Here is a 17,376-nt window from a genome sequence, read left to right as displayed (position 1 = left end):
CAAACCCCGGCCTGGAGTACGCATGAGCAACGGCAGTAAAGACAGCGCCGCACCAGAGCCCAGTTTTCTCGGCACCCGAATCCGCGGCCTGCGCAAACGCCGGGGCATGACCCTGGCCGAGCTGGCGAACATGAGCGAGCTGACCGCTGGCTACATCAGCCAACTCGAACGCAACCTCGCCTACCCTTCCATCCCCGCCCTCTTCAACATCGCCCGCAGCCTGGGCGTGACCATCCAGTGGTTCTTCGCCAGCGAAGCCGCCACCGCCCCCGAAGACCACGGCGTGGTGGTGCGCAAGAACACGCGGATGAGCGTGCATTACGAGGATGGAATCGTCGACCAACTGCTGACCCCGCAGCCGAATAGGCAACTGGAGATGCTGCACTCACGGTTTCCGCCTGGCACTTATAGCCAGCAGAGTTACAGCCATGAGGGGGAAGAAGCCGGGTATCTGCTGTCGGGGCGTTTTGAGTTGTGGGTTGGGCAACGGCATTTTCTGCTGAGCGAGGGAGACAGTTTCAGCTTCTCGAGTCAGGAGCCGCATCGGTATGGCAATCCTGGAGAGGTGGATGCGGTGGTGATTTGGGTGATTACGCCGCCAACGTTTTGATGGGATGTTTGAGATAAAGAGGCCTCGAAGTTTGATTAGCTTTGGGGCTTTTTTTTGAGTGGAGGCCGGGGAGTTTTTCCTACATTTTTTCGAACGAATTGGCGCTGACTTTGTGAAGGCCCTGTTCCCCTTTGCTCCGCACGTCTGCTCTGAGATCTGGGAGCAGTTGGGCTACGACACTATTGACTCTGCACCATGGCCCCAAGCTCGAGTGCGCCCGGTCAAGGCGACACGAATCTACATTAACGGCAAGTATGTGGATGATCTTCCGGAGGGGACCGGTGAGGAGTTGGTCGACGTCGATATGGCTCGGGGCAAAGTCATCGAGGCCCTTGAAAGGCGTGCAGTAACCAAGGTGATCTATGTGCCGAATCAGGTCGTGAATTTTCTCTGCGCTCATTAGGTTTGAGCCGAACTGGAGTTGATATTCAGGCTGAGGTGACGTACGCGGTATCGGATTTACCGCGTCGACAAACTGACGGTTATCACCGGCAGTAACACCTCGATCATCCGCTCCCATTAATCATCATTAAATAGCCGATGGAGGCTCATCCGCTGCTCCAAATCGACTGGAGGTTACGCACTTCACCCGCTCGGTCCACATGAGACCGCCCTCTAGCTGAAGGCGTTGATAAACCAGGTGATCATCGGGATGGCCACAATGTCGATCAGCACGGCGCCGCACAACGGCACGATGATGAAGGCTTTATACGAGAACACTTTGTAGTGGTCACAGATAGCCCCCATGTTGGCCACGGCGTTGGGTGTAGCGCCCAGCCCGTGCCCCATGAAGCCTGCGCAAAGGACGGCAGCGTCGTAGTTACGGCCAAACAGGCGGAACAAAACGAATACGCACAGCAAAATCATGATCACCACTTGTACCACCAGGATCACCAGCAGCGGCAATCCCAGCTTTTCCAGCTCCCAGAACTTAAGGCTCATCATGGCCATGGTCAGAAACATGCCCAAACACACGTCGCCAATGGTGCTGACAGCATGGTCCGGCATGTCGATCGCCTGGCTGCGGTCATTGAGGTTGCGCAAAATAATCGCCACAAACATCGCGCCCACATAGCTGGGCAACACAATGCCCAAGTGCTGCTGCAAGCTGGTGCCCAGCCAGAAACCCAGGACCATGATCACCACGATGCAGGTCAACAAGCGCAACAGGGTCGGTGCATCCAGCGCGGCAGGCGGGTTATGGACCACGTCTTCGAACGCCTTGAGGCTGCCCACCGCTTCCGCTTTAACCGTGAGTTTGTTGCGCTCAATCAACCAGCGCGCCAGCGGGCTACCCAACAAACCGCCCGCCACCATACCAAAGGTCGCGGCCGCCAGCGCCGCAGTAGTCGCGCCGACGGCACCGAGGTTTTCAGCAATCGGGCCGAAAGCCGCCGCCGCACCAAAACCGCCTTCCAGGGACACCGCACCGGCCATGATTCCCAGTAACGGATCAATACCCAACAGTTTGGCAACGCTTACGCCGACTACGTTCTGCACCAGCGCCAAGCCCCAGCACGCCCCCAGGTAGATAAACAGTAACTTGCCGCCTTTACGCAGCAAGCCCAGGCTGCCGCCCAGGCCGACAGTGGTAAAGAAAGCCACCATCAACGGGGTTTGCAAGCTGGTGTCGAGGGTCAGGTTCAGCCACTGTTGGCTGCGTAGCAGCCAAATCAGCAGGGCAAAACCAAAGCCGCCAATCACCGGTGCGGGAACACACAGTTGGCGCAGCCAGTAACTGCGTTTTTTCAGTTGTGCACCCAAGCCCAGGAGAAGCAACGCGAGAGCAAGGGTACTCAGCGCATCCAGTTCGAATGTCAGCATGGCGAATTTCTCTTTTTCTTATGATTTAACAAGTGGTTTCAAGGATTTTCGAAAACTTAATCAATCAGGCTTGCGAGCAGACGCGCGCCAATGCGGGCGGTTCGGTTTTCGATATCAAGGCTGGGGTTGAGTTCGGCGATGTCGGCCATGCGCAATTTACCGCTGGCTTTGGCATAGCGCGCCAGATGCTCGACGATTTGCATGTCCACGCCATGGGCAGACGGCGCACTGACGCCGGGCGCCTGGCTAGCGGGCAGAACATCGAGGCAGATGGTCATGTAGAGGTAATCGACGTCTTGCAAAAAATCATCGATGAATCTTTCGCAGGCGGTAACGTCCCAGCTGTTCATCTCACGGTCGAGGCGAAAACGCACATTCAGCCGCTGCGCCTGCTCGAACAGTGCCTGAGTATTGTTGAGCTGACTAACACCCAGGCAGCCGTAAGTGAAGGGCATTTCAGCGCGCTGGCAATACTCGGCGATCTGGCGAAAAGGAGTGCCTGAACTGCTTTGTTCGGCAAGGCGCAAGTCAAAATGCGCGTCGAAATTAAGTACACCGATACGGGCCTTCGCCGTGCGTTTGCGCAAGTGATCGGCCAGGCCGCTAAAACTTGCAAAAGCGATTTCATGGCCACCACCCAGCCCCAGCGGTAAATGTCCCTGGTCGAGCAACTCGCTGACGTGGTGGGCGTAGCTCTGCTGTGCGCCTTCGAGGTTGCTGTCGGTACAACTCACATCGCCGGCGTCATACAGCGGCGCGTGGCCGTGCCACGCCAGGTTGGCTAAAGCCTTGCGCAGTTCTGTCGGGCCTTGGCGTGCACCGGTGCGGCCCTGGTTGCGTTTGACCCCTTCATCACAGGCCAAACCAACCAGTGCGACACCCGCAGGCTGGTTTTGCGCAAAGGGTTTGACCCATTGGTGCCAGCGCAGCGCGCCTTGCCCTTCGGCGTCGTCAATGCGACCCGTCCACAATGGCATGTCAGGAACAACGGTCATGTTTGAAACTCCAGTCAAATTCAGTCGAGCCGGGCGCTCAGACGCAGCGCCACATCACGGGTCCAGCGGATCAGGCGTTCAGTGCGCTGTTGAGCCCGGAAGGCAGGGGCCATGAGGCTGATAGCGCCTTGCAGGCGGTCGCGGCTGTCGATCAAAGGCGCACTGACCCCCCAAATGCCGTCGTCGATTTCACTTTGACTCACGGCGTAACCGGCAGCCCGGATCTCGGCAAAACTGCGCTGATAGGTCGCAACTTCGCCGCTGTCGACGCCTTGGGCCAGCAGCGCCGACAGGCTTTGCGCCTCATCCATGTGCGCCAGCAACACCCGCGCCGAAGCGCCCACCAGCAATGGTTGCGCCAACCCCTTTTGGTAGCAGCAGCGCAGCGGTTGCGGGCTGTCGATCAGCTCAATGCAAATGGCCTGACCGTTACTGGGCACCATTAACGCAACGCTTTCCTGGGTTTGCTCGGCCAGGCGCTTGAGCTCGGGCTTGGCCAACGTCACCAACACCGCTTCGCGGTCGAACTTTTTGGCCAGTTGCAAACAGGCAGGCCCCGGCAAGTAGCGGCCGTGGCCGTTTTCTTCGGCCAGGCCCCAGCGCAGGAGGGTTTTAAGATGGCGATAGATGCTGCTGAGCGGCTGGGCCAGCTGCTCGGACAGCTCTTTGGCGGAGATCGCCTCACCGGACTGCCCCAGGGTTACGAGGATTTGCAGCAAGCGATCGGTTGGCGTGTTGTAGTTCATTGTTGGCCCCATGCTATTGCCTGCATGGTGGCACGATGTTTCTCATTAACTGAAACAGGTTTCCCACTGAGTGGGAACAATCGGCCATATAACGATCAGCGGTCGCTCATTCGCATTCTTGCAGCCATAAAAACGTGGGAGCGAAGAACATCGCGGGAGGGGACAGGAGAACAAAAACCATCAGAAACAAAAAAGCCCCGTAACTTCTCAGCTACGGGGCTTTTTCTATGTAATGGCGGAGAGATAGGGACTCTCTATAAGCAGCAATTCAACCCAACAAACACCGTGTTTTCTGGCTTTCCAGAATATTTTACGTAGAATAGTTACGTAGAACTGGGAGAAAACCAACCATGCCTAAGGCGAACAATCTTGAACTACAAGGCGGCACATATCACGTGAGGCTAGACATTCCCAAGGACGTACGGGAAGCGTTCGGAGGTCGCCGGGTATTATCTAAGTCGCTGAGGACGGGGGTGCACAAGGAAGCCCTTGATCGTCGTCTGCCGATCCTTGCCACATGGACAGCCCAGATCATGGCCGCACGGCAAGGCAAGCAATTGGCAGACGGCTGGCAAGAAAACGTAGTTACGATGGTTGAAAAATTTGAAGAGATGGCGACAAATGCAAAGCGAGCAAGAATCGGTGAGAAAGTCCCACCTCTGCCAGAGCCTGATCCAGAAGCGGTAAAACGGGCGATGGAAAATCCAGAGTTAGTTGCAGCCCTTAAAGCGATGATTGAACGCCGTAGGGGTGAGCCGATGGGGATGATCAAACTTGAGGATGACCTAGCGGACATGTTCAAGGGTTTTGTCGGAAGACGACTTACCGAAAGTCACAACCTAACCCCTGATCAGAAGGACGAACTAGCCGTCCTAGTCAAAGACCCTACCAGTTACAAAACTCGATCCCCCATTACAAAGGCACGTCTGGCAGCTTTCCGCACCTATAGACTCGAACATCACGTCGCACTCAAAACAGTGAATCAACAGGAGGCGAAACTGCTGAACCTGTCGGAGCATCTGCAACAAACAGGCACCTCCCTCGACTTTGATTCGGTGAGTGCTTGGCTACAGGGCATGAAGCTCAGCAGCAAGACAAAACAACAGTATCTGCTTGCTGGCAGTCAGTTTTGGCAATGGTCGATGCAGCATGAGCCCCAATGGCGACAGTCCTTCAAAGGGCATGTGAACCCATTCGAGAAGCACACGCTACCTACACTCAAGGGCAAGGCCAAACTCGACGCGAAACGCAAGGCATTCACCGTTGAAGAGGTCGGCACTTTGTACGCAGCAGCGAAGGAACAGAACCTAGGCGCGCTTGCAGACCTGATCTTGTTAGGCGGGTACAGCGGTGGTCGCATCGAAGAGCTTTGTCAGCTTCGCACGGAGAATTTGATAACCATCGATGCGGTGAGGATGTTCGATATCGTGGATTCGAAGACCGTTGCAGGGATTAGACAGGTGCCAATCCACCCCAAGCTAACGGCGCTGGTGAATCGACTCGCCAAAGCTTCTACGGACGGTTATCTGGTGCCTACCGACAGCAACAACAAATATGGGATTCGTTCGGATGCACTGAGTAAGGCGTTCGGTCGGTTGAAGACCGCCATGGGGTTTGATCGCACCCGTGTATTCCACAGCATCAGGGCAACGGCCATAACTTCGTTGGTGCGGGCAGACGTAGCAGACAGGCTAATCAAGGAACTTGTAGGCCATGAAACCGGCACGGTGACGTTCGATGTGTACTCGGATGGCTCATCACCGAAACAGAAGCTTGACGCCATATCGAAACTTCCAACCATACAAACCGTTTAAACGTCAGCGCACGCTGACAGGAATATACCTTTGACCGAAGGTCACGATTGACTCCAGCGGTGGGAACACCTCAACGCTCGGGGTTCACCTCGAACAAATACAACCTGTACACAAATCAAGCTTTTGATTTTGATCTTGCCTTTTGCTTGGGTGCAGACACGACAGCGAACGCTGTCACGGGGTTACTCGTGACCTTCGGTCAAATGGGATTACCTGCAAGCTCCGCTTGCCACGCGCAAGGCAAAATCAAAGGCTCTGGCTTCGCCTGTGTATATTGCGACCGTAATGTGATTCGAATAAGAAATACACACGACTAACCACTTTAGGTATAAGCATCACCCTTCGTCACGCTAGCCTTGAAGCCGATGCACTGGAAGAGATACTGTATGTGTATCCAGTATTTGGCGCTACCGAACATGACTGACGATGATCTGATTTCAACCGAGGGTTTCGAGCTTGGTCTTCCTAGCATGGAAGACATGCTTAGGCATGAGTGCGACCTTTTGCACTCAGAGCTTGAGGTGACACGGTGTGACCTTCGGCGTGCGCACCAAACCATCGCAGGCATGATCATCATGCACCGTGACCAAGGCCGAGAACTGGCACTGCTCAGGGTTGAGCATCAGAGAACTAACCAGCGATTGAGCGAGTGTTACGCGGCGGACCGAGAGCGGGAAATTGCACGCATGACGTACAGCTACGGTGTGCACGAGGTGAAGCCTTAGATCCTGGGAGAACGTGTGACACTTGCGAGTAGAGACACCCGCTTCTCCCGCAGGAAACTCACGTAGGCTGATGGCTCGTCTGCAAAATCCTCTATCCGCTGGCACTGCAAATCCAACCAGAACAAGGAAATGGCATCTGCGTACTGGGCCAGCTGCTCTAAGGTGATTTCCAAGCTCTGAAATGAGAGCATCTTGGGTAGCTCATCCTCCCATTGGAACCGCTTAATGGAGGGCCACAACTCAGGGTGAGCCTCGTAAAGACTCCTTGCTGAACTGCCCTCACCGTGACGACAAGCGTTAGCCATCAAATTCAACTGAGTTAGCACCGGGTAAGAGGCGAAGCCATCTAGCTTCAGCCCACGCACCTTAAAGAACAGTGCGTTCAACTCCTTACCCCATGTACTTTTCTCCAGTTGGTGTCTCCGCGTAACACTCTCAACAGGGTAGTCCCAAGTACAAAGGTGTAAGTAGGACCGTAGCTGCTGCTCATACAAGGAATGGATGGCGAGACAGAACGTCTTGTGCGTTCGCTTCACTAACTGAGGATGATCTGCAAGGGCAAACTTCGAACCCGGATCATCTGCAAGCGCTAAGTCATGGCGTCTCTGCTCTAACGCGGCAATCGAAGGCATCACTACATGTGCCAGATACTCTGCAACAGCACTGCCGTTAGTGGCAGCACGAATATCGGAGGGCAATACCTCCCAGTTGTAAGGTTCTAACACGGGCTCATCCTGAGGGGCGATATTGCTGAGAATCCCATTTTTCGCCGAAAATTTTGACCAACTTCGGATTGAGCTGAATTCCTGGCCGAAAAAGTAATCTGGTGGCCCACCCGCACCGTTAGGACTGTCTCCTGCAAGCTCCGATACGAGTGGGCACGGCGTGAATAATAGACGAGATTCCCAGAGAACCAGCAAAACCAGTTAACACCAGAAAGATACACCCTTTTTGGAAAAGCTATAAAAGGAGAAATAAGAACGTCTCTCATCTACACATAGCCTCCTGTAAGGCTCTCTAAGGACGTATAAGCCTCATACAGCTACCTATGTAGCACCTACACACTCTAAACGCCTCTGAGAGCACTGTAGGAGCTTACAGATGGTATTGTATGTGTAATGTGATGTGCTTACTGACTGTTAGGGCTATATGTACGACTAAGCCCGCGCAAGGCGGGCTATGGGTGTCTGTATTCGTTGTCAGAACACGAACTCATGGTATGTCGCGTCCACCTCGGCTTGAGTGATACCGATGTACGCCATCGTTACGGCGGGGCTTGAGTGGTTCAACACCTTGCAAATCATCTCGATAGAAACACCAGCGCTATACATCAGCCAGCCGCGTGTTTTCCTCATGCTATGGGTGCCTAACTGAATGCCCAGCTCATCGCCTACGGCCTTGAACGCAGTGGCTACGGCTACCCTACTAACAGGCTTGTTCTTCGCCCGGTTGCTGTCCACTTGAAACAGGAACGCGTGGTCAGGGTGTGCCTTCATACGGCGCTCTATGATGGCCTTGGCACTACTGTTGAGGTGGATGGTGCGGCTCTTGCCGGTCTTACTCTCAACGATCACCAGCTTGTCACCCTTCACGTCTGCAAAGGGAAGGCTCAACAAGTCGGAGATACGGAGTGCGGTGTTCACACCGAAACGCCAGATGTCTGCATACAGGGTGTTGCCCTTTGCGTTCAAGGCGAGCTTACGAGCGATCACCTCAGCCTCACCCTCTGTTTTCACTGCCTCTACGATGTTCATTCTACTTAACACTACATTGGTTATTGGCTTGATGTGTTAATTAGAACACGACACACAGAGCGATAGCAAGGGTTTTAAAGGGCTGGCTAATTTACACAATGCTATTCTGTTAATTAGGAATGGAATTCAGGGCGCAGCCGTTGTTGATCAGGCGCGGGCTGCATTTGATGCGAGGGGTTACGCGGTGGCGTTGAGTTGCGCGACGTACTGACGACCAGCAAGAGTGATGGCAATTTTCATGAAGCTATCACCATCATCCGCCTGCGAATACTCGCCAGCGACAAGGGAATTAAGAGCGTCTTTGTAAAGTTTCATTTTCATCTCCATTCAATTTGAGTCGCCAGTGAAACACCGATTTTACCACCCGTCAAATTTCTGTTGACCCCGGTTGTATTTTGTGTATTCGACTTTGAAGAGGATGACAAAGGCGAATCCGGTGTTTCTGGTGTGAATTCGTCGTTTTGGCGTAGAAACCTCAGCGGTGAATGGAATCACCGAATCAAGCTTGACCTAGATTCTGCACAGGCCACGGATATGCTCGCTTAGAGAGAATCTATCACACCTATCATCCTGATAGAGAGAGTTAGGCGCACCGGGTTTGGGATAGGTTTTGTAGGGGTTTCCCTGAGGGTTATTCTCAGCCTTTTGCTGACGCGGTATCATCGTGGAAAATCGTACACACCCAGTGATGTTAAGTATGGGCACCCGCGCCTTCCTTGTAATTCTGGCGTTACTTTCCGTTGTCTGGGCTGGCTGGATGTGGACTTACGCAATGATGAATTGGTGAACGGTTTGCGCCTATGACCCTGAATGAAATCCTCGGCTTCGCCTTGGCGCTTGTAGTGACGTGGGTAGCGCTGATGGTGATGGTGAGCTTCATGTTTTCCGGGTAGAGCAGGAGTGATTCCTGTGGGCGTGTGTATTCGATTAGCCTCAGTGTCGATAGCTCGTTGGCTTCGCCGGGGAACTTCTCAATAGCAATCGTTACCAATTGGGAAACAAGGTTAGGATTTGCATGTCATGTCACCCAACGACGATTTGATTTTATGGAGCACGCGGTGGCGGCTGTCACCCGGCGTTATCACCTGCAAGACGTGCAACGCGGAACAGGCTGAGTCAGACAAGCAACTGGTGTTCCAGCATCATGCTGGGTGTGGCTACGCCGGACAAGGAGCGCAACCTTGGGCTGAGCTTGAACAGATAACATCTGCGTTTCGAAAGAAGTAGCCGTCCCATACAGTCACCCCCATGGGACGGGATCGAACTCATACGCCAGCGTATGCACCGGGAATAACACTGGCACGATGTTCTGTGTATCGTAGGCATCCAGCTCAGCGGCGAAATCCTTGAATGCCACCAACACCTTGGTGGGGCGCTGCACATTGAAACGGATGGGCGTGCATGGCGGGATACGTTGCTCTGCCCCGGTGAGAGGGTCAGCGTGATCCTTGGCACTGATGATGCGTTGAATGTAGTCGGTTAGCACGTAGCGGATAGATTCCACCGATGCGCCGTGGAGCACATTGAAAACTGCCTGCTGCTCGTCTTCGCTGAGGGTGGTTCTGCTCTGATGAAACGCGGTGAAAGGGGCTACACGCTTACACAGCACATCCAGCACTTCGATCAACTCAGGGCGGTGTGTAGAGTGGCGTTCAAGTTCCTGCACAAATACAGCGGATGGCGTGAGGATGGTGGTCTTGATGGTGAATCCACTCCCCTCCTTTCCTTCAATTTTGAGCTTGAGAGCTGACAGCGCGATGGTGGACATCTCATCGAGATTATCCAGGTGGGTGCGTTGTTCTGGCAATGTTGGGTCAAGGTGGTCATGTAGCCAACCCATCAACTTGTGGCGCTGGGTTGTTTGGATCTTGGCAGCGCGTACAACTTCGGTTACTAAGTTTTCACCCAGATACTTGATGATTCGTGCAACGGTGTCCTTACGAGAAGCACCCTTCTCCACCATGTGTTTTGGTTGTAGGGCGCTGTAGGCGATACTCAGTCCATGGCCGAAATGTTGAGTGCCGTGCTGACGATTAAGCTTAGTTGGCACTACGACCAAGTTTTCAGCGTGGTATAGGCCGATAGAGTCGCTGTCCCTTCTCACAGGGCAAATGTGGCTGATCTCATAATCCTTGGTGGTGCCGTATTTGTTGGCCTTTAGCTTGAGCTTGTAGACTTCGTACAGCGCTACCAGCGACTCAACAGAATGGAAGCTCAAGATTTGTAGGGTTCCAGCACGTTCACACTCATAGGCCAAGTGATAGAAAAAGGCGCTGTTAGTGGCACGGTCAATACGGGAGACTCGGCGCTTCTTTTGTGTAGCTTCTTTCTGGCACTGTGTGGTGCAGTAGACTTTAACAGCGCTTGTAGTTCTGAAACGAGCCTTGCAATGTTTGCATGTTGGGCGGTGTGTAGCCTTAGTGCTTTTATTGGTCTTTGTTGGTGTTGCTGTTGTCATCTGGTGTGTCTCCCACTGGGCTAGATTGGTTTGTTCGTTTATTGGCTGGATTAAGGGCGGTGGCTTCGATTCTGCATACGGCGGAACAGAAGGGTTTGAACTTGTCTGTGGTGAACTTGGCATTACAATGTCTGCAAGTGAAAGTCTTCATGCGATTAGCACCTCATATGGAATGGCTGGACTACCGTCCGGGTGGGTTACTACCCAACGGGTGAAACCAAGCTGGTTAGTAATTCGTCGGATGGTGAACTTCTTACGTGTGTTTCCTATCAGGCTCATGGCAGCGGTGAGCGCTGCCCCTGATGATTTGAATTCGTATGGTGTTGGCATACTGGTGCCTCCTGTTGAATGGGATGGAATTGTGTGCTCACGCACACCGTTAGATGTCCACTAAAATGGGGTTAAGAGTATTGATGTAGAGCCTTGGGGGGCGTATTGAATCTTGCAGATTCCAGTACTAAGGCGTTAGTGGTTTTCTCACCTGGCTAATTTTCAAATCAATGGTCTTTTGCACATAGGCGCGCATAGATTCACGCTCTTCTGAAAACTGGATTTGCATCCTGTTGTAATGGAGCTGTATTGCTGCGTCGGTGTAACTCTCAGCGTTCCGCTCGGCCATTTGGGCGTAACGTAGCGCCATATCAGTAGTGTGATCGAAGAGATAAAAGGTGAGCCCTGAGCCCACCAGTATCTGTAAAAATGCACCAGCCAAGATCGCCCTGATAGTGCCGTTCATTTATTCAACCTCCGTTTGACCGCTACGGGCTGATTGCAAAGCTTTGCCAAGTTCATCGCGCACAACACGTCCAATCACCTGCTCATCAGATCCAACAGGAGCTTGGATGTTAACGGTGATATCGTTGTGCGTTTCATTGTGCACTGACGACTCAACCTTAGAGCCAGCTGGCGAACCGTAATTCTCAAGTTCATTCGCAGGAAGCGAACCCGGCCAAGTTGGTTGTTTTTGGAGTTGTTGTTGAGTGGCATCCTGCATGATGTCGGCTGCTGTAACTGGCGGCGGTAGACGGAATGGGCGATACTCACCGTCGGCAACGTTTGGCTGTTCGATGGTCAACTTACTTAAATCCAACTTTGGAAATTGCATGCCCAAAGTATTCATGCGGAGAGCTTCCATTTTATTAGCCTCGCCCTCTGAATAATCCGGCGTATTGGTGAGCCAGCGGTATAGCATGCTAATTGGATCTTTCACTTTCTCACCGGTGTTCGGCTTAGGACCACCACCCATCACACTCGGGTCAATAGCGGGCTGATCCGGTGAGAATACATCAACTTTCTTCGCTGTCTCTTGAGGCGTGTCATCTTTACCGAATGCAAATCTAAAGAATGAAGCAGCCATCTTGTTTAGTGCGATGTCAGCAGATAGTGCAGCTTCTTTCAAAGGCTTCATCGCTTCGGTTAGTTCAATTTCCGATTTGATACGGTCGTTGATTACACCAATCAACTCTGGACTTTGATCTAATCCAAGTTGTTGCAGCAACTGGGCATTCTCAAGACGGGTTTGGTTGCTATCAATCGATGCAGACTGTTTTGCAATTGCTGGCTGGTTTTGCTGATTGAAAATCTCAAGCCCTCTTTCGAAGTCTACAGCTTTCAGATTTCCCACTTTGAAACTAGCACGAAAGTCTTTTTCAAGATTGGCATCAAGTTTGTGTTTGTTACGCTCTGCCCAAGCTTGTTTGATTGGATCAACTAGCAGCGGTGCGGCTTCTGAGAACGTGTTAACGTCCTCTGTGTCGCCTTTGCCCTTGGCCCTTACTTGCGTAAGTTGGATGTTGGCACGTTGCATTTCAGTCTTCGACATACCAGCGCCACGGAATGCCGACATCTGCGTTTCGTACATCTGAGTGGCTTTGCTAATTGATTTACCGGTAGCCATTTGATGCAGTAAGAAAGTTCTGTATTCTTTCGCCGCATCAAGATCAACGCTTGTGCCGTACTTCTCAGAAATACGAAGAAACTCAGACCGGGCAAAATCCTTGTTTAGTGGATTCTTGCCAGCGGCTTGTTCAACTGTATTCGCCCAAGACTGGGAGTCAGACACTCGACTCTGTGTCTTTGTTAGACGATCACTCAGAGCACCTACAGCGGCAACTACAGCAGCGAAACCAGCGGCTACGCCACCAACGGCCAAGCCCGCTGTACCAAGCCCCATAAACGTTGCAGGGGCCTTAGGCTCGGCCTGTTTAGCCGCCCATGCAGCCTGTCTTTGTGTAGCCCAACCGTGTTTCTCGGTCTGTTGCTGGGTGCGTGTGGTCTGGCGGTCTGCACGCACCTTCTGGGCCAGTTGTGTAGCCTGAAAACGTTCTGTAGCTCTCTGGGCACGTACACGAGACTGTTGCAAAGCAAACTCTGCACGCTGCATGGCAGTCATACCAGCGTGTTGTCTCTGTTGCAATAAAACGGTGCGCTGTTGTTGGGTAGCGAGTACAGCTTGCACACGCTGTTGGCGTAGTTTGTGAGCTTCCAGAGTTTGAGCTTGTTTGCTCTCAAGGCCAGCTATTTTTAGACGCTCTTGGGCAGCCTTGGCACTCTTAGAGTCGAGTACGGCCTGTGCAATTTTCTCACGGGTCGCTTGGTTCTGTAGTGCAGCGTTTTCCTTGTTGCCCGCACTGGTGAGTTTCATTCCAGCCAGCTCAGCAGCGAATGTTGCTCGCTTGGTGCGTTGCAAACCTTGTTCAAGTTTCAACTCTCGATCCAAACTTGCACGTACAGACTTGTCCAGTTTATCCCGTCCAGCGGTATCAAGTTTAATTCCAAACTTCTTGCCAAGCTTCGCTTGCAGAGCATCAGCCTCACGACTTAGAGACATCATCTTTTGGCGAGCCTGAGTTAGTCCACGCTCGAAGCGTTGCAGACCAGAAAGATCAACCTTGAACTCTAAGAGACCAACTAGTTTTGCAATGATTTCTGGACTCATCGACTAACTCCTTCACGAAGACTCAAACGGCGAGCATAAAGATCATCCACAACAGTATTAAACTTTTTAAGACCCCACCCGTGATATACAACTTCAAACCCAGACAAGTAGCGAACGTGGGAGTTGATGTATTCGGCAAAAAGAGTAAGAGCGTTGCGACTACCACTTACAGCAATAACCGTTGCACTGGCACTAACAACGAACCAATGGTGGGCAAAGTTGGCTCCACTACGGCGCTGTACATAGGCGTGGGCAAGACCAAGGAAGGATGAAACGCTTGCGGGGTGTGCAACGCGGTAAACGGTGTAGTATTCAATCGACTCTTTATTCAGAGTTTGTTCCTGTGTAACAAGTTGTTCCATTATTTTCCTTTGTTCTTCTGAGCTTGTTTAGCGAGTGCAACTAACTGAGTGGCTCGCTCTCTTGCTGCAAGTAGTTCCAGAGCTGCTTTAAATGCGATTACAGCCTCTTCGGGAGCTTCTTCATCTTCTGGTAGCGCCTCCTTAGTTACAGCCTCTGTAATGGCCTCTGGAGAGCTTGTGGCAAGTGTATCTGGACAGTGAGTTTGACGAAGTAGTAACTCTGTGCCTGACAGTGTGCTTGGATCGATCTTATTGGTCATTTGTTGTTCCTCGTTCGTGTTGTTCAAGTGCAAGACGGAGACTAACTCGGTCTCCACCCTGTTCATTTGATTGTGCTTGTACGGTAAGTTGACCAGCAAGAAACTCATCGAGCATCTGGTTTAGTTCTGACTCGGTGAGCAATGTTGTCTCTGATGTTTTGTGCAGGGTTAATTTGCGTTTCATTCAGGAGCCCCAAGTCCCAATGCGATTTCCAAATCTCGCATGAGAACAGCACACTTGGCAGCGTGGTCCAAGATTAGGCCGAAAAGACGATGTTTTTCTAGGCAAGCGTCTGAAAGTACGTCGCTACCGCCTGCTTCGTACAACTCCTGCGCTGCGTTATAACGACGCTTTAGTTCATTTTCTAAATATTCAAGAACATCACGAGAGTCTGTCATTGACCACCTCCCAAAGCAGCCAGCACTTCGGCACGAACACGATCTCTCATTGCTTGTTCAGCCTTAGCTTCGGATTCAAGCTTGGCTTGTTGAACCTTGCGACGTTCGGAGGCAAGTTGAGACTCGATTTCTTTTTCGATGGCGAGATTTTTATCTGTGGATAATTGCTCTAAGTATGCAGCTTCGATGTTAGCTCTGATCGCGGAAATCTCAGCCTCTTGCACTTCCTCAGGCTTTAGCAAATACATGATGATTAAAGCGAATGGCCCCGGCACGGACACCGGTAAGTATTTATCGCTCGGAGTGTAGCCAGCTGAAACGAGTTCGTGATACTTGTCCAAGGCGCAGTGCAAATGCTCAATGTCGAATTGCTCAAGAGCGCCGATACATTCACGACCTTCAATATCGCACTGAATGTCTTGCTTATAGCGTTCAACGGCGAAGTCTTGGAGCATTTTTAGATGCTCTGGATCTGGCTGGAAAAGTTGGGATTGTTTTGGTGTTTCAGGTGTTTGTTTACTCATGGTGTTGCTTCCTTCATTTTTAGTTAGTTGTGGTGTTGCCGGTGTTACTGGTACTGCGTTTACTTGCTTGGCTGCTCTACAGGCGCGCTGACGGCATGCTTGAGAACAATGTTTAGAACGTACTGTTCGACTGGCGTAGCGGGTGCCACACGTTTCACAGTGTTGGAATACTAGGGCCATAGGGGGGCCACCTCCTGAATTGAAGTTGTCACAGTTGTGTTGGGGATTAGTTGCAGGTCACAGATAGGATTTTATGCAAAAATTAGCCGGAACTTGTCCGGCTATTGAATGCACGAGTCACTCTAAGTTACATGAGTTGTATTGCGAATTAGTTGACAGAGTTCGACCGAACCGCCCTGTCAGCGATTGAGGGGGTAACCAACCCCGGTCTACAAGTATTGGCCGTTGCACTTGCGAGCGCTGATGAGGGTAAAACCCTTAGCCACAACGAAACTGAACGCGGAAACCCGGCTCGGTCTTGATGATTCAGAATTTGATTGTGTTGCGGATGTATCGGAGGGGGTGTCGCGGAAAGAAGAATTAAATCTCTATCTATGTGCTCCACTATAACACGTTTTTGGCCAAAGTCAATAGCTGGCACGTTACTTGCCTGTATTTAATTTCAAACAAGCGTTTCACTCATCATCAATAAAAACTTCTTCTACTCATGCTAAGGATACCACGACAATTCACACCTGTCAACACATATACGACACACGGTCAACTACCTTTCATCCTTTGTCGCGTTTAAGACATGAACTGTCGCATATGGAATAGACGACGAAGGTCGCGAGTGGTGTGGTGTGTCACTTCTCAAGGTTGGCGATGAGCTGTGCGATACCCTTTGGCGTGTCGATCACTGGCAACATCTCCCCTTCCACCAATTCAACGCTAGGCACCCTACAGAAGCCATTAAGAGCTTTAGGTGCGTGACCAAGGGGAAGGCCATGCAGGCGAACAAGGAGAGCTGAGAAAGCGTTATGCGAGGCCGTATCGACAAGAATTTTACGTAGAATAGTTACGTAGAATCCCAGAATGCAAAAAGCCCCAAGACCTTGATCTATGGGGCTTTTCTATGTATGGCGGAGAGATAGGGATTCGAACCCTAGGTACCGGTGAAGGTACAACGGATTTCGAATCCGTCCCATTCGGCCACTCTGGCATCTCTCCAACGGCGCGCATCATAACAACACTTTCGCCGGATGCGAAGCCCCTAAGCGAAATATTTCTGTGGTATCAGATGCTTGCGTCGATTAAAGCGGTACACCCAGACGGTTGGCGACTTCTTCGTAGGCTTCGATGACGTCACCGAGGCCCTGGCGGAAGCGGTCCTTGTCCATTTTCTTGCCGGTGGCCTTGTCCCACAGGCGGCAGCCGTCCGGGCTGAACTCGTCGCCCAGGACGATGGAGCCGTCGCTGAATACGCCGAATTCCAGTTTGAAGTCGACCAGCAGCAGGCCGGCGTCGTCGAACAGTTTGCTCAGCACTTCGTTGACCTTGAGCGACAGTTCTTTCATGCGAACCAGTTGCTCGGCGGTGCCCCAACCGAAAGCCACCACGTGGGATTCGTTGATGAACGGGTCGCCCTTGGCGTCGTCCTTCAGGAACAGTTCGAAGGTGTAAGGGTTGAGCTTCATGCCCTCTTCGACGCCCAGGCGCTTGACCAGGCTGCCGGCGGCGTAGTTACGCACGACGCACTCGACCGGGATCATGTCGAGTTTTTTCACCAGGCACTCGTTGTCGCCCAGCAGCTTGTCGAACTGGGTCGGCACGCCGGCGGCTTCGAGTTTTTGCATGATGAAGGCGTTGAACTTGTTGTTCACCATGCCCTTGCGGTCGAGCTGTTCGATGCGCTTGCCGTCGAACGCCGAAGTGTCGTTACGAAACAGCAGGATCAAGCGGTCAGCGTCGTCGGTCTTGAAAACCGATTTGGCTTTGCCGCGGTAGAGTTCTTCACGTTTTTCCAT

18 protein-coding genes and 1 tRNA gene are annotated in these 17,376 nt (G+C 52.2%); 3 read left to right on the top strand and 16 right to left on the bottom strand.

Going from position 1 to position 17,376, the window contains the following annotated elements:
• The first annotated feature begins 22 nt into the window (after nucleotides 1-22).
• Nucleotides 23-610 (top strand): cupin domain-containing protein, encoded by a 588-nt coding sequence (locus IMW75_RS03365; RefSeq protein WP_045058760.1) that lies wholly within the window; start codon nucleotides 23-25, stop codon nucleotides 608-610.
• Between the two features lie 112 nt (nucleotides 611-722).
• Nucleotides 723-1,013, top strand: coding sequence for a class I tRNA ligase family protein (locus tag IMW75_RS03360; RefSeq protein ID WP_205891871.1), 291 nt, complete (start codon nucleotides 723-725; stop codon nucleotides 1,011-1,013).
• Between the two features lie 212 nt (nucleotides 1,014-1,225).
• Here IMW75_RS03360 and gltS read toward each other — a convergent pair whose 3' ends face one another.
• From gltS to IMW75_RS03345, 3 genes are read right to left on the bottom strand one after another with little or no spacing between them, the layout of a single operon-like run.
• Nucleotides 1,226-2,434, bottom strand: a complete 1,209-nt coding sequence (gltS, locus tag IMW75_RS03355; protein WP_045058762.1) for a sodium/glutamate symporter — start codon at nucleotides 2,432-2,434, stop codon at nucleotides 1,226-1,228.
• Between the two features lie 56 nt (nucleotides 2,435-2,490).
• Complete coding sequence (gene hutG / locus IMW75_RS03350) at nucleotides 2,491-3,429, bottom strand: formimidoylglutamase (protein WP_045058763.1); 939 nt, start codon at nucleotides 3,427-3,429, stop codon at nucleotides 2,491-2,493.
• A 20-nt stretch (nucleotides 3,430-3,449) separates the two neighbouring features.
• Entirely contained in the window at nucleotides 3,450-4,175 is a 726-nt protein-coding gene (locus IMW75_RS03345; RefSeq protein ID WP_045058764.1) for an IclR family transcriptional regulator, read from the bottom strand.
• 350 nt (nucleotides 4,176-4,525) lie between these two features.
• On the opposite strand from IMW75_RS03345, the gene IMW75_RS03340 reads away from it, so the two are divergent.
• The gene (locus tag IMW75_RS03340; protein WP_205891870.1) at nucleotides 4,526-5,989 is read left to right on the top strand and encodes a DUF6538 domain-containing protein; all 1,464 of its coding nucleotides are present in this window, start codon (nucleotides 4,526-4,528) and stop codon (nucleotides 5,987-5,989) included.
• Between the two features lie 721 nt (nucleotides 5,990-6,710).
• Here the strand turns inward: IMW75_RS03340 and IMW75_RS03335 are convergent.
• From IMW75_RS03335 to purC, 13 genes are all read right to left on the bottom strand, one after another.
• Entirely contained in the window at nucleotides 6,711-7,439 is a 729-nt protein-coding gene (locus tag IMW75_RS03335) for a hypothetical protein (protein ID WP_205891869.1), read from the bottom strand.
• A 474-nt stretch (nucleotides 7,440-7,913) separates the two neighbouring features.
• Nucleotides 7,914-8,468 (bottom strand): tyrosine-type recombinase/integrase, encoded by a 555-nt coding sequence (locus tag IMW75_RS03330; RefSeq protein ID WP_205891868.1) that lies wholly within the window; start codon nucleotides 8,466-8,468, stop codon nucleotides 7,914-7,916.
• 177 nt (nucleotides 8,469-8,645) lie between these two features.
• Nucleotides 8,646-8,783, bottom strand: a complete 138-nt coding sequence (locus IMW75_RS03325) for a hypothetical protein (RefSeq protein ID WP_205891867.1) — start codon at nucleotides 8,781-8,783, stop codon at nucleotides 8,646-8,648.
• 925 nt (nucleotides 8,784-9,708) lie between these two features.
• Nucleotides 9,709-10,926 (bottom strand): hypothetical protein, encoded by a 1,218-nt coding sequence (locus tag IMW75_RS03320; RefSeq protein ID WP_205891866.1) that lies wholly within the window; start codon nucleotides 10,924-10,926, stop codon nucleotides 9,709-9,711.
• A gap of 457 nt (nucleotides 10,927-11,383) precedes the next feature.
• On the bottom strand, nucleotides 11,384-11,662 hold the full coding sequence (locus IMW75_RS03315; RefSeq protein WP_205891865.1) for a hypothetical protein: 279 nt from the start codon (nucleotides 11,660-11,662) through the stop codon (nucleotides 11,384-11,386).
• Nucleotides 11,663-13,864, bottom strand: coding sequence for a tape measure protein (locus IMW75_RS03310; protein WP_205891864.1), 2,202 nt, complete (start codon nucleotides 13,862-13,864; stop codon nucleotides 11,663-11,665).
• On the bottom strand, nucleotides 13,861-14,226 hold the full coding sequence (locus tag IMW75_RS03305) for a hypothetical protein (protein ID WP_205891863.1): 366 nt from the start codon (nucleotides 14,224-14,226) through the stop codon (nucleotides 13,861-13,863). Before IMW75_RS03305 ends, IMW75_RS03310 begins: the two co-directional genes overlap by 4 nt.
• Nucleotides 14,226-14,486: a hypothetical protein gene (locus IMW75_RS03300; protein ID WP_205891862.1), complete on the bottom strand. Its 261-nt coding sequence runs from the start codon at nucleotides 14,484-14,486 to the stop codon at nucleotides 14,226-14,228. Before IMW75_RS03300 ends, IMW75_RS03305 begins: the two co-directional genes overlap by 1 nt.
• A complete protein-coding gene (locus tag IMW75_RS03295) occupies nucleotides 14,476-14,670 on the bottom strand; it encodes a hypothetical protein (protein WP_205891861.1) in 195 nt (64 codons plus the stop codon). The genes IMW75_RS03300 and IMW75_RS03295 overlap by 11 nt, the downstream gene beginning before the upstream one ends.
• The gene (locus IMW75_RS03290; protein WP_205891860.1) at nucleotides 14,667-14,885 is read right to left on the bottom strand and encodes a hypothetical protein; all 219 of its coding nucleotides are present in this window, start codon (nucleotides 14,883-14,885) and stop codon (nucleotides 14,667-14,669) included. The genes IMW75_RS03295 and IMW75_RS03290 overlap by 4 nt, the downstream gene beginning before the upstream one ends.
• Nucleotides 14,882-15,409, bottom strand: a complete 528-nt coding sequence (locus IMW75_RS03285) for a hypothetical protein (RefSeq protein WP_205891859.1) — start codon at nucleotides 15,407-15,409, stop codon at nucleotides 14,882-14,884. Before IMW75_RS03285 ends, IMW75_RS03290 begins: the two co-directional genes overlap by 4 nt.
• A gap of 1,080 nt (nucleotides 15,410-16,489) precedes the next feature.
• Nucleotides 16,490-16,579 (bottom strand) — tRNA-Ser (locus IMW75_RS03280).
• 83 nt (nucleotides 16,580-16,662) lie between these two features.
• Nucleotides 16,663-17,376, bottom strand: coding sequence for a phosphoribosylaminoimidazolesuccinocarboxamide synthase (gene purC, locus IMW75_RS03275; protein ID WP_008034929.1), 714 nt, complete (start codon nucleotides 17,374-17,376; stop codon nucleotides 16,663-16,665).

The sequence above is a fragment of the Pseudomonas gregormendelii genome (genome assembly GCF_017114825.1).
GTDB classification, from domain to species: Bacteria; Pseudomonadota; Gammaproteobacteria; order Pseudomonadales; family Pseudomonadaceae; genus Aquipseudomonas; species Aquipseudomonas gregormendelii.
Note: the sequence above shows the minus strand (reverse complement) of the source record. Positions and strands in the feature narration are given on the sequence as shown.

Coding starts and splice junctions, on each gene's coding strand:
- IMW75_RS03325 (WP_205891867.1), bottom strand. CDS start 8,783: ATGAAACTTTACAAAGACGCTCTTAATTCCCTTGTCGCTGGCGAGTAT.
- IMW75_RS03285 (WP_205891859.1), bottom strand. CDS start 15,409: ATGAGTAAACAAACACCTGAAACACCAAAACAATCCCAACTTTTCCAG.
- IMW75_RS03310 (WP_205891864.1), bottom strand. CDS start 13,864: ATGAGTCCAGAAATCATTGCAAAACTAGTTGGTCTCTTAGAGTTCAAG.
- IMW75_RS03365 (WP_045058760.1), top strand. CDS start 23: ATGAGCAACGGCAGTAAAGACAGCGCCGCACCAGAGCCCAGTTTTCTC.
- gltS (WP_045058762.1), bottom strand. CDS start 2,434: ATGCTGACATTCGAACTGGATGCGCTGAGTACCCTTGCTCTCGCGTTG.
- IMW75_RS03300 (WP_205891862.1), bottom strand. CDS start 14,486: ATGACCAATAAGATCGATCCAAGCACACTGTCAGGCACAGAGTTACTA.
- IMW75_RS03320 (WP_205891866.1), bottom strand. CDS start 10,926: ATGACAACAGCAACACCAACAAAGACCAATAAAAGCACTAAGGCTACA.
- IMW75_RS03345 (WP_045058764.1), bottom strand. CDS start 4,175: ATGAACTACAACACGCCAACCGATCGCTTGCTGCAAATCCTCGTAACC.
- purC (WP_008034929.1), bottom strand. CDS start 17,376: ATGGAAAAACGTGAAGAACTCTACCGCGGCAAAGCCAAATCGGTTTTC.
- IMW75_RS03305 (WP_205891863.1), bottom strand. CDS start 14,226: ATGGAACAACTTGTTACACAGGAACAAACTCTGAATAAAGAGTCGATT.
- IMW75_RS03315 (WP_205891865.1), bottom strand. CDS start 11,662: ATGAACGGCACTATCAGGGCGATCTTGGCTGGTGCATTTTTACAGATA.
- hutG (WP_045058763.1), bottom strand. CDS start 3,429: ATGACCGTTGTTCCTGACATGCCATTGTGGACGGGTCGCATTGACGAC.
- IMW75_RS03295 (WP_205891861.1), bottom strand. CDS start 14,670: ATGAAACGCAAATTAACCCTGCACAAAACATCAGAGACAACATTGCTC.
- IMW75_RS03330 (WP_205891868.1), bottom strand. CDS start 8,468: ATGAACATCGTAGAGGCAGTGAAAACAGAGGGTGAGGCTGAGGTGATC.
- IMW75_RS03290 (WP_205891860.1), bottom strand. CDS start 14,885: ATGACAGACTCTCGTGATGTTCTTGAATATTTAGAAAATGAACTAAAG.
- IMW75_RS03340 (WP_205891870.1), top strand. CDS start 4,526: ATGCCTAAGGCGAACAATCTTGAACTACAAGGCGGCACATATCACGTG.